Here is an 11,431-nt window from a genome sequence, read left to right as displayed (position 1 = left end):
CATTTCGCGGACTGTGCTAACAATAAGCTGCTTTTTCCGGCGTTTCTATCAGGGGTTGGCATGGTTGTCGGGTTCAATCACAATTTTCGCTACCAGGGTGAGGTTTACCACGTCCAGACCGAGGACAGTGGGATCAAGAATCCCCACATCATCACCCTCCTCTACCGGGGGGGGACGATTCTCGCCTCGAAAAAAACCTCCTACGCCGATATCGCCAAGGTCGACAACCTCGACCAGGTCGTTGAAGACCTGATGAAAGAGCAGCACAAGGAGATGCTGCGCCGCCTCAAGGACGGGGAGTTCGACGATGTCATCAAGGGGAAGCGTCCGGCGGCCCGGGCGACAACCGCGCCGGCGGCGGAACCGGTGCCGGCCGCCGCCGTGACTGCGCCATCACCGCCCCCGGCCGCTCCCGTCCCTGCGCGCCCGGTAGCGGCGCCGGTCGCTGCGGCGCCGCCGCCCCCCCGGCCCGCGACGGCTCCTCCGACCCCGCCCACCCCGAAAGCCCCTCCGGTCCAGAAACCGGCAGAGAAGGCCCCGGAGCTCAGTCTCGACGACGTCATCCTCTCCTACCTGGTCGGGGACGACAAATAAGACTCCCGCTGCTGCGGCGCCGTCATCGACGGACTGCAGCTTTTTGTTTGCAGCGGCCGGCCGCCGAGACGGTCCGGCAAGAAAGGAAGACCCTGTCCCATGCTGACTGACCAGACTCTCCGCGACCTCGCCGCAACGGCCCGGCACCTGCGCGTGGAAATTCTCAAGATGCTCAACACGGCCCGCTCCGGCCACACCGGCGGCAGTCTGTCGGCCATCGATGTGATGACGGTCCTCTACTTCCACTCGATGCGTCATGATCCGAGCAACCCGAGCTGGGAGGATCGCGACCGCTTCGTCCTTTCCAAGGGGCACGCCGCCCCGGCCCTCTATGCCTGCCTCGCCGAGGCCGGCTATTTCTCCCGCGACGACCTCAAGACCCTGCGCCGCCTCGGCAGCCACCTGCAGGGGCATCCCGACATGAACAAGACCCCGGGGGTCGAGGTCTGCACCGGCTCCCTCGGCCAGGGGATTTCGCAGGCGGTCGGCCTCGCCCTGGCCGCCCGCCTGGAGCAGCGTTCGACTCGCGTCTATACTCTGCTCGGGGACGGCGAACTGCAGGAAGGGCAGGTCTGGGAAGCAGCGATGGCGGCGGCCCATTTCGGCCTCGACAACCTCTGTGCGATCATCGACGCCAACGCCCTGCAGATCGACGGCGAGGTGGCCAAGGTCATGAACGTGGCGCCGATCGGCCCCAAGTTCCTCGCCTTCAACTGGCATGTCCTCGAAGTCGACGGCCACGATATCCAGGCGATCTGCCGGGCTCTCGATGATGCCGAAAAGACCCCCGGCCGGCCGACCCTGATCATTGCCCGTACCGTCAAGGGAAAAGGGGTCCCCTTCTTCGAACACAAAGCGAGCTACCATGGGGTGCCGCCGAGTGACGAGGAGCTGGGCCAGGCGCTGGAGCACCTCGGGCATTCGTAGCGGCGGGGGCGAATCATCTGCCGTGACCTTTACCAAATTCCAAACCCGAATCACCAATGACGGATTTCAATACCATGAGTGAAATGATTGCAACGCGCGACGCTTACGGCAAGGTGCTGGTCGAACTCGGACGGGAAGACAGCCGGATTGTCGCTCTCGACGCCGACCTCTCCGGATCGACCAAGACCGGCCTCTTTGCCAAAGAATTTCCCGAGCGTTTTTTCAACGCCGGGATTGCCGAGGCCAACATGGTCGGCATGGCGGCCGGTCTCGCCGCCGGCGGAATGATCCCCTTCGCCTCGACCTTTGCGGTCTTTGCCGCCGGCCGTGCCTTCGAACAGGTGCGCCAGTCGCTCGCCTATCCCAAAATGAACGTCAAGCTGGTCGCAACCCACGGCGGGATTACCGTTGGCGAGGATGGCGGCTCCCACCAGTCGGTGGAGGACCTCGCCATCATGCGGGTGCTGCCGAACATGACCGTCCTCTGCCCGGCTGACGGCCCCGAGACCGCTGCGGCGATCCGGGCGGTCGCCGCCTGGCGCGGTCCGGTCTACGTCCGCCTCGGCCGTTCCAAGGTGCCGACCGTCTTCACCGGCGGCTGCGATTTCGTCATCGGCAAGGGGGCCACCCTGCGCCCGGGGAGCGATCTGACCTTCGTCACCACCGGGCTGATGACGGCGCAGGCCCTCGACGCGGCGCGGATTCTGGCCGAGGAGAAGATTTCGGCGCGGGTGCTGCATCTTGGCACCATCAAGCCCCTCGATGTCGACCTCCTCCTCACCGCGGCCCGCGAGACCGGCGCCATCGTCACCGCCGAAGAACATTCGGTGATCGGCGGCCTCGGTGGTGCCGTCTGCGAAACCCTCGCCGAAGGCTATCCGGTACCGGTGGAGCGGGTCGGCTTGCGCGATCTCTTCGGCCAGTCGGGGACCGCCGAAGAGCTCCTGGTCCATTACGGCTTGACCCCGGCCCACCTGGTCGAAGCGGCGGAACGGGTTCTGCAGCGCAAGCGGTGATGACGCCCCGGGGAGGGATAAGGGACGAGCGCGGCTTTGCGCTACTCACCGTCCTGGTCCTGGTGGTCGTCCTCGGTCTGGCGCTCGGCCTCGCCGGCAGCTCCTGGACCGATATCATGCAGCGCGCCCGGGAGGAAGAGCTCTTCTGGCGTGGTGACCAGTACCGCAAGGCGATCGAGGCCTTCTACGGGGTCAGACACGGCGGCGGCCTGCAGATGCTGCCGGCAAAACTGGAGGACCTGGTGCGGGACCCGCGCAACCCCGGGGTGGTTCGCTACCTGCGGCGCCTCTACACCGATCCGATGACCGGTGGCGAGTGGGAGCTGATCAAGGACCCTTCCGGGCGGATTCGGGGGGTGCGCAGCAGCAGTCCATTGCGGCCCTTCCGCCAGGACGGATTTCCAGACGGTTACGAAAATTTCGAAGGCCGCCAGAAATATTCCGAGTGGGAATTCGTCTTTACCCCGGGCAAGCCGGTGCCGGGCACCGGCCCGGCCACTCCCGTCCCGGGCCGCAAGCCGCCCGGTCCCGGACCGGTCAATCCCTAAGGTGATGCGTTGTTCATCAAGAGCCTGATTACCCGCGTCATCATCCTGAGCATCCTGCTGCTGGCAACCGGCATCGGCATCCTCACTCTCTTCCATATCCAGCGGGAGCAGGACCACCTCGTCAACTCGACCCGGGAGAGCGCCGAACTGCTCCTGTCGACGGTCGAGAAGTCGATCTTCAACTCGATGCGCATCGGCAACAGCGAGGATGTCCAGGCGATTCTGGAGATGGTCGGGCGCAATCACCGCCTGACCCAGGTGCGGATCTTTCACCCCGACGGGACCATCCTCAAGTCGGCACATCCCGAGGAGATCGGCACCCGGGTCGACAATTTCGACCTCGCCCTCTTCGCCAACAACCGGCGCCAGGGGGTTTTCCGGGTTGGCGGCGAGGAGGTCCTCGGCATGGTGAAGCCGATCGTCTCCGACGAGCGCTGCTATCTCTGCCATGGCGTTGGCCGCAAGGTGATCGGGGTCCTCAATCTCAATTTCTCCCTCGCCGACACTGCCCAGCGGCTGCGGGAATCGTCCCGTTTCTTCCTGCTGTCGACGGCGGTCATCGTGATCCTGCTTTCGGCGGGGATCTCCTTTATCCTGGTCCGCCTGGTCAAGCGGCCGATGCAGGAGATGGCAGCCAGGATGGCCCAGGTCGAGCAGGGCGATCTGTCGGTGCGCATGGAGAGCAAGGCCGCGGACGAGATGGGGAGCCTGATGCGCAGCTTCACCTCCATGGTGGTCAATCTCGACAAGGCGAAGCGGGAACTGGAACAGTTCCATTTCCAGCAGATGGAACGCGCTGACCGGCTCGCCTCGGTTGGCGAGATGGCGACCGGCATCGCCCACGAAATCAAGAATCCCCTCGCCGGCATCAGCAGCGCGATTTCGGTCCTGGCCGAAGACCTGGAGGAGGACGATGCCCGGCGGGAGGTCTTTCGCCAGGTCCTGGAGCAGATTGGCCGGCTCGACAAGACCGCGACCGACCTCCTCTATTTCGGTCGTCCCGGCACGCCCGAATTCAGCTTTGTCGACATCAATGGCCTGATCAAGAAAACGCTCTTCTTCGTCTCCCAGCACCCGGAAGCGCGCAATATTCACCGCATCAAGGAGCTGTCCCGGGATCTGCCGCCGGTCTGGGTCGACGAAAAGCAGATTCAGCAGGTCCTGTTCAACGTGATCATCAATGCCATCCAGGCGATGACCAGTGGTGGAACCCTCACGATTCAGACCGACGCGGCCCAGGTGGACGGCGAGCCGCGGGTCCGGGTACTGGTCATGGATACCGGCAAGGGGATTCCCGAGGACGAGCTGGAGCGGATTTTCGTCCCCTTCCACACCACCAAGAATCAGGGGACCGGCCTCGGGCTGGCGATCTGCCGGCAGCTGATCTCCCAGCACGGCGGCGCGATCCGGGTCAGCAGCCGTCTCGGCGAAGGGACGACATTTATCATCGAACTGCCGGTGGCAGTCCTGCCATCGGTCGACGAAAGCGAGGAACCGCGTGCGTAAACAGAAGATCCTGGTTGTCGATGACGAGCACTTGATTCGCTGGTCGCTGGAACAGAGCCTGAAAAAGCAGGGGTACGAGGTCTGCAGCGCCGGTACCGGCGAGGACGCCCTGCGGCTGGTGCGGGAGGAGTCCCCCGACCTGGTCCTGCTCGACATCCAGCTGCCGGGGATCAATGGCCTCGAGGTGCTGGAGAAGGTCAAGGAGTACGACGAGGAGACCATCGTCATCATGGTCACCGCCCTGGGCGTTCTCGAGACGGCGGTCAAGGCGATGCGCATGGGCGCCCACGACTACATCAACAAGCCGTTCAACCTCGACGAGCTGGCGATTGTCATCAAAAAGGCGCTCGAAACCGGGGAGCTCAAGCGCGAGGTCGCCCATCTGCGTTCGGAACAGACCCGCAAGTACGGCATCGCCCATATCATCGGTGAAAGCCGGCATATGAAGAATGTCCTGGCGATGGTGGAGAAGATCGCCCGCAGCGACGCCAGCACCGTCCTGATCCAGGGGGAGAGTGGTACCGGCAAGGAACTGATCGCCAAGGCGATCCACTGGGAGAGTGCCCGCGCCGAGAAACCGTTCATGGCGATCAACTGTGCCGCGATGCCGGAGACCCTGCTCGAAAGTGAGCTGATGGGGCATGAGAAGGGGGCCTTCACCGATGCCAAGGCGCAGAAAAAGGGCCTCTTTGAAACCGCCGATGGCGGCACCATCTTTCTCGACGAAATCGGCGACATGGATTCGGGGATGCAGGCCAAGCTGCTGCGGGTTCTGGAGGAGCGCACCTTCCGGCGGGTCGGCGGGACCAAGGAGATTCCCGTCGATGTCCGCATCGTCTCCGCCACCAACAAGGACCTGATCAAGGCGATGGAGGAGAAGACCTTCCGCAACGATCTCTACTACCGGATCCAGGTCATCCCGATCTTCCTGCCGCCACTGCGGGAGCGCAAGGAGGACATCATGCCCCTTGCCACCCACTTCATCAATCACTTCAACCGCGAATTCCACAAGAACGTGCGCGGTATTTCGAAAATGGCCGAGAAGTTCCTCGTCGACTATCCCTGGCCGGGGAATATCCGCGAACTGAAGAATGTTATCGAACGCGCCATCATCCTCGAGAATGAGGAGACGCTGCTGCTGGAGCACCTTCCCCAGGAGATCGTCGCCAGAACCTCCGGCGCCGGGGCCGGTCCGGTCAGCTTCCGGCTGCCGCCCGAGGGGATCGATATCGAGGACGTGGAGCGGGAGCTGATTCGCCAGTCGCTGGAGGTCTGTGAGGGGAACCAGTCGAAGGCCGCTCGCAAACTCAACCTGGGTATCGACGCTTTCCGTTACCGGATGAAAAAGTTAAGTTCCAGGCAGTAGTGTCCGGTTAGCAAATTGCATTCACCCAAAGTTGCAGATAATTGTAAATATTTTCACAAGTTAGCGTATTTTTTGCTTGACAAATCGTCGTGAAGTCGGCGCGGTGATTTTCGTAAATACCTATTTTATATGAGGATTTACGAAAATGTCATTACTTGTTCGCTGCCACCGTACCCGGCTTAGCAGGCGCTCCATTGTCCGACTTTTTACCCCGTTCAAGGGCGCTCTCGAACATGCCCCGGTTCTTGAGGCCCGAGGCAACAGGCCACTGCAGATGACGTTTGAAGATCAGTTGAAAATCCTGACCTACTATCACCTCGAAGAGCATTCTTCGGGGCGTCATCTGCTTCAGGTTCTGACGCAGGAAGATTTTGCCGCGACTCATATTGCACCGCCCGGCGGTATCCGGAAAAGCGCCTTCTTTGAGGCGATCAATACCCGAGGGCTGGAGCAGATGATTCATGTTTACGAAGACCTGCAGAAACAGGTCTCACAAAAGATTCCTGTCGCCAAAGACATCTCCGATCTCGGCGATCTGATCGCCGTCGATGGTTCGCTGATTGACGCTACGCTGTCCATGCTCTGGGCGGACTATCGAGACGGAGCCAAAAAGGCCAAGGTTCACCTGGGGTTCGATATCGGTCGTGGTGTCCCCCAGAAAGTCACATTAACCGACGGCAAGGGCGACGAGCGTCCTCAGGCGGAACGGCTCGTGGCTCCCGGTCAGACAGGTGTCTATGACCGCTATTACCAGTGTTACAAAAACTTTGACGACTGGCAGGATCAGGGGCGCCACTTTGTCTGCCGCATCAAAGCCAGTTCTCGTAAGACGGAGTTGAGCGCCAATCCTGTTGTCCCCGGCAGTCATGTTTTCTATGACGCCAGGGTGTTGCTCGGCACCAAAGATGTCAACCAGACCGAACGAGAAGTGCGTGTGGTCGGCTACAAGGTTGACCAAAAATCCTATTGGGTCGCCACCGACCGCTTCGATCTGACCGCCGAGCAGATTGCCTTGATCTACAAGCTACGCTGGACGATCGAGTCCTTCTTCGCCTGGTGGAAGCGCCACCTCAAGGTGTATCACCTGATTGCCCGCAGTCCCTACGGCCTGCTGGTGCAGATCCTCGCAGGGTTGATTACTTATTTGCTGCTGGCCATCTACTGCCACGAAGAGCATGGCGAACGTGTCAGCATCAACAGGGTGCGTGAGCTTCGCAACAATATTCGCAACGAGGCCGCCGAGGATGCGGCCGCAGGCTTAGGGCCTCCCGATATCATTGACTTGGACTTCGGAGCCTATGCAACTTCTTAACCGGACACTACTGAGTTCCAGGCTTCACCCCAGAAAGGGTCGGGCATTCGTCCGGCCCTTTCTGTATGGTGCAGGCAGGAAGCGGGGTCAAAAGGACGACCAGGTGTGATCGCCAGGAACGGGCGGGGAGTTTAATGGCGCAGGAATAGCTGGCATGTCGGTTGCATACATTCCCTGCGACGAAACAAGCCAGCCCGCGTTTTGAACTACCAGGACATGCGTAATCTGTTCTTGTCAGGAGGCAACCAATATGAAGCGGTCCAGAACGATCCTGTCCCTGCTTGCGGTGATATCACTGTCGGTAAGTGTCATTTGGCATAGTCCGGCCTTCGCGGCGAGTGCGCCGGCGCTGGCGTCCCTGGGGCAGATTAGCCAGGGGCAGGTGGTTCCTTCGACCCTTGATGTGGACGGGCAGGGTAATATCTATGTGGCTGATCCGCTGCTCAAGGCGGTTGTCAAGCTTGACCAGTACGGCACGATTCGGGGGCAGTTCGCGGCAGGACAGGTCACCGGTCGAGGTGTTGCCGTATCTGCTGATGGCTCCAGGGTTTATGCATCGACGGCGACGGAGGTGTTGATCATCGACCCGATTTCGGGGGCGACACTCGGTTCCCTGGCGGGATCGGCCCCCGCAGGCGAGACGGAATTCCATATCCCTGGAGAAGTTGACGTTGATGGCTCCGGTTTCGTTTTTGTGGCCGATACTGGTCGGATGCTGGTCAAGGTTTATGATCAAAGCGGTCTCTTTCAATATAAGTTCGGTGGTGTTGGTGCTGGCGCCGGCCAGTTCAGTTCGATGGTCGCCCTGACAGTCAATCCTGTCGCGGGAGAAGTTCTGGTTGCGGATAACGCTCTCGAACGCGTTCAGGTATTCGGTCTGGATGGTGTCCTCAAGCGGACGCTTTCCCGGGCAACATCCTTTGGCTCCCCAGCCCCTTTTATCTTTGCCGGCTCTGCTGTTGACGCTCTTGGGCGTAGCTATTTCCTTGATTTCGGTGCACCGCAATTCCGGGTCCTGGATGCCGCATACTCCTATGTGGCCAAATCCGCCTCGCCAATGCCGTCCTTGCGTGATGTTGCTTTTGATGCTGCCAACAGTCGCCTGCTGGTGGCCAGCGATATTGGCATCATCGCTTCCTATGGGGTGGACGGCGGGGCGAACCCGGTAAAGCAGAATAGCCCTCCCTCTGTTCCGCAGCCATTCACGCCGCAAGGAGGGAGCGTCCTTTCTACGGCAACCCCCGACCTGCAGTTTACCGCGGCAACAGATGCGGACGGCGATGCTCTGAGCTATGAGGTGCAGGTTTTTGGCGGCGGTCTCATGGTTGCGGAGTTGACCGCAGTGACCGGGACCTCCGCCGTTGTTCCTGCTGCGCTTGCAGAAAATGGTGCCTTCAGCTGGAAGGTCCGCGCCTTCGATGGTACGGATTACTCGCCGTGGAGTTCCGCTGCCGAGTTTATGGTGAATGCCGCGCCGGAGGCGCCGACCGCACCGGTCCTTGCCGCGCCGCTTGCTGGTGAGGTTCGCGATGGTGCCGGGCTCTTGACCTGGTTGGCAGCAACCGATGCCGACCCGGGTGACGCCGCTGGCTTGACCTACCGGGTTGCGGTAGCCGGCGTTGCCGGGTTCGCCGAGCCGGTCCTTGCGGCCGAGCTCACGGCCCAGGAACTTTCTCTGGCTGATTTTGCGGACTACGCGCAGCTGGAGCCAGGGACAGTCTATGCCTGGCAGGTGACGGCTGTCGATTCCTCCGGGCTGGCCACGACGTCAGTTGCGGACGGTTCCTTTACCTATCTGCCGACCATGCTCTCCATTGACGCCAATATGCCAGGAGCGCGCGTATTCCTTGGCGGTAATCCTGGCTATAGCGGGCAGTATGTCGGCGAAGTACCAGTGAGTCTGCGTGATCTTGCTCCGGGGAGCTACTCGGTGGTGGTTGAAACTGCCGGTTTCGAACCCTTCTTTACGGTGGTGACCCTTCCCGAGCAGGGTGCGGTAGCTGTCAATGCCCAGTTGCTTCCTGCCTGGACCGTTTCCTCAATGCAGCTCAGCTCGTTGTCCGCTGCCGGGCTCCCGGCCGGGGTCGCCGGCAGTGCCAGCCCCACCATTGTCGATTTTGACAACGATGGCAACCTTGATCTGCTGGTAGGTGACGAGTCCGGGTCGCTGCAGCTCTTCGCTGGCTCAGCGGATGGCTTCTCTGCCGGAACCGACCTTGGGCTGATTCTCGCTCCCGGTGCAACTCCCGCGGTTGTCGATTGGAATAACGATAACGCTAAGGACCTCCTGATCGGTTCCTTTGACGGTACGGTAAAACTCCTCCTCAATGTCGGCACTGAAAACGCCCCGCGTTTTGCCGCCGGAGTCACCCTTGCAATCGTTGGTGGAAGCACGCTTGCCGTCGATGGCCCGTCGGTCCCGGCAGTCGTCGACTTTGACGGTGACCTGGCCAAGGATCTGTTGGTCGGTTCCGGTGCCGGACAGTTGGTCCTGTTCCGCAATCTCGGTTCCGATGCCGTCCCGGAGCTGGCTGCTGGCCAGTTGCTCGGCAGCTTTTCCGGCGCCGTCGTCCCATTCGTCATCGACTGGAATGGGGATGGGGAGCGGGAACTCCTCGCCAATATTGGCGGTGACCTGGTCCTGCTGGGTGTTCAAACCGACGGAACCTGGGCGGTGCGAGATCTCCTCCCGATCCAGACACCAGGTTTGTTTGGCCTCGCCGGCTGCAACCTTGATGGCGGGCCTGGAATTGACCTGGTTATTGGTCTCAGCTCCGGAAGCCTTCAGCTTGCGGCTGGCCGATCAGATGAACTTGTCCCTGCGTTTGCCGGCGCTCTGGCGCGGAAGGTGACCCAGGTTGCTAATGGCCTTGCATCCGCAGCCGATGCAACGGCTCTGGCCGGCATTGCGGCCGGTCTTGAGAGTGGCCAGCTCAGTGTGGAAGGTGCCGATCGCGCCATTCGGACTGTTTTGGCAACTGTTGCAACCAGCACCGAAACAACCGAACTGCTTAATATTCTCGATCTGGCCGGTGGCCAGTTTAAGGGCGAGAATAAGGACAAGGATAAGGATAAGGACAAGGATAAGGACAAGGACAAGGACAAGGACAAGGACAAGGACAAGGACAAGGACAAGGACAAGGACAAGGACAAGGACAAGGACAAGGACAAGGACAAGGACAAGGACAAGGACAAGGACAAGGACAAGGACAAGGACAAGGACAAGGACAAGGACAAGGACCACGATTAATTATAGGGCCGGCAGGTATTGGGACGTGCCAGCAACTAAATTTCAAGGCTTTAATTTATTAACTTATGGTCAGGGAATAAATAAATGAAAAAACTGGTATCAGGACTTGTCGTTTCGGGTTGTTTGCTGTTGCTGTGTTCCGGGCTGGCGTTTGCCAAGGGAACGGCCGGTGTGGCTAATACCTGGCACAATCTGTCGACTACCGGGCCCGTGGCTGGGATGGCATCCTACGCGACCAACGAGGATGAGGTCTGCATTTTCTGTCATACGCCGCACGGCGGCAACACCACCGGGCCGCTCTGGAACCGCAGCCTGCCAGGCGCCTCGACCTACACCCAGTACAACAGCGTGACCCTCTCCAGTTATTTGCAGGGACTCTCGGCGAGCCGACGGGTTAACGACGAGTCGCTGCTCTGTCTCTCCTGTCACGATGGCACCATTTCCGTCAATCACCTGCTCAATACCAGCAACGATATCGGAATCCCGGAGACTACCTTTGTCATGATGGGCGATCCTACCGATACTCACATCATCAACCTCGGTGCAGGTGGTCCCAATCTTGGCACGGACCTCAGCGACGATCATCCCATTTCCTTCAGTTACGATTCAGTGCTGGGGGACGCCATTTATAAGCCTGGCGGGGCCCGGGACGGCCAGTTGCGGTCGGTTGGAACCACCGTGGACAGCACCAGCGCCCTGGGCTGGCAGGGTGAAGGAGTGCGGTTTTTCGGTGCTGATCACCGGGTCGAATGTTCCTCCTGCCACGACCCGCACGTCGATTACATCACCAACACTGCTTACCGGCCGTTTTTGATTCGGCCGAATACCGGCAGCGCCCTGTGCCTGGCCTGCCATAACAAGTAAAGACGACTTTCATTAAATATGACTGTAGTTTACGGGTTTAATGATTCT

8 protein-coding genes and 1 pseudogene are annotated in these 11,431 nt (G+C 60.6%); all 9 read left to right on the top strand.

The features are described from left to right. Positions 1-60 precede the first annotated feature (60 nt). The 9 genes and pseudogenes from ACYQ8E_RS09035 to ACYQ8E_RS08995 all read left to right on the top strand — a co-directional run bounded on the left by ACYQ8E_RS09035 (position 61) and on the right by ACYQ8E_RS08995 (position 11,383). Entirely contained in the window at positions 61-594 is a 534-nt protein-coding gene (locus ACYQ8E_RS09035; RefSeq protein ID WP_066728450.1) for a RomY N-terminal domain-containing regulatory protein, read from the top strand. A 99-nt stretch (positions 595-693) separates the two neighbouring features. After that, positions 694-1,521, top strand: coding sequence for a transketolase (locus ACYQ8E_RS09030; protein ID WP_066728449.1), 828 nt, complete (start codon positions 694-696; stop codon positions 1,519-1,521). A 74-nt stretch (positions 1,522-1,595) separates the two neighbouring features. Continuing rightward, the gene (locus ACYQ8E_RS09025) at positions 1,596-2,537 is read left to right on the top strand and encodes a transketolase family protein (RefSeq protein WP_066728447.1); all 942 of its coding nucleotides are present in this window, start codon (positions 1,596-1,598) and stop codon (positions 2,535-2,537) included. Continuing rightward, the gene (locus ACYQ8E_RS09020) at positions 2,537-3,085 is read left to right on the top strand and encodes a type II secretion system protein (RefSeq protein WP_459860702.1); all 549 of its coding nucleotides are present in this window, start codon (positions 2,537-2,539) and stop codon (positions 3,083-3,085) included. The genes ACYQ8E_RS09025 and ACYQ8E_RS09020 overlap by 1 nt, the downstream gene beginning before the upstream one ends. A gap of 9 nt (positions 3,086-3,094) precedes the next feature. Further along, positions 3,095-4,591 carry a sensor histidine kinase gene (locus ACYQ8E_RS09015; RefSeq protein WP_066728444.1) on the top strand — a complete coding sequence of 499 codons (1,497 nt, stop codon included), beginning with the start codon at positions 3,095-3,097 and terminating at the stop codon, positions 4,589-4,591. After that, positions 4,584-5,957: a sigma-54-dependent transcriptional regulator gene (locus ACYQ8E_RS09010; RefSeq protein WP_459860700.1), complete on the top strand. Its 1,374-nt coding sequence runs from the start codon at positions 4,584-4,586 to the stop codon at positions 5,955-5,957. The genes ACYQ8E_RS09015 and ACYQ8E_RS09010 overlap by 8 nt, the downstream gene beginning before the upstream one ends. Positions 5,958-6,102: 145 nt before the next feature. Continuing rightward, positions 6,103-7,203: pseudogene (locus ACYQ8E_RS09005) on the top strand (IS4 family transposase); the annotation flags it as partial. Positions 7,204-7,519: 316 nt separating this feature from the next. Next, a complete protein-coding gene (locus ACYQ8E_RS09000) occupies positions 7,520-10,519 on the top strand; it encodes an FG-GAP-like repeat-containing protein (protein ID WP_459860697.1) in 3,000 nt (999 codons plus the stop codon). Between the two features lie 219 nt (positions 10,520-10,738). Next, complete coding sequence (locus ACYQ8E_RS08995; protein ID WP_459860695.1) at positions 10,739-11,383, top strand: cytochrome c3 family protein; 645 nt, start codon at positions 10,739-10,741, stop codon at positions 11,381-11,383. Positions 11,384-11,431 lie beyond the last annotated feature (48 nt).

The organism is Desulfuromonas carbonis, assembly GCF_054658035.1.
This window is presented reverse-complemented; position numbering and strand designations above follow the sequence as displayed.

Coding starts and splice junctions, on each gene's coding strand:
- ACYQ8E_RS09030 (WP_066728449.1), top strand. CDS start 694: ATGCTGACTGACCAGACTCTCCGCGACCTCGCCGCAACGGCCCGGCAC.
- ACYQ8E_RS09025 (WP_066728447.1), top strand. CDS start 1,596: ATGAGTGAAATGATTGCAACGCGCGACGCTTACGGCAAGGTGCTGGTC.
- ACYQ8E_RS09000 (WP_459860697.1), top strand. CDS start 7,520: ATGAAGCGGTCCAGAACGATCCTGTCCCTGCTTGCGGTGATATCACTG.
- ACYQ8E_RS09020 (WP_459860702.1), top strand. CDS start 2,537: ATGACGCCCCGGGGAGGGATAAGGGACGAGCGCGGCTTTGCGCTACTC.
- ACYQ8E_RS09035 (WP_066728450.1), top strand. CDS start 61: ATGGTTGTCGGGTTCAATCACAATTTTCGCTACCAGGGTGAGGTTTAC.
- ACYQ8E_RS08995 (WP_459860695.1), top strand. CDS start 10,739: ATGGCATCCTACGCGACCAACGAGGATGAGGTCTGCATTTTCTGTCAT.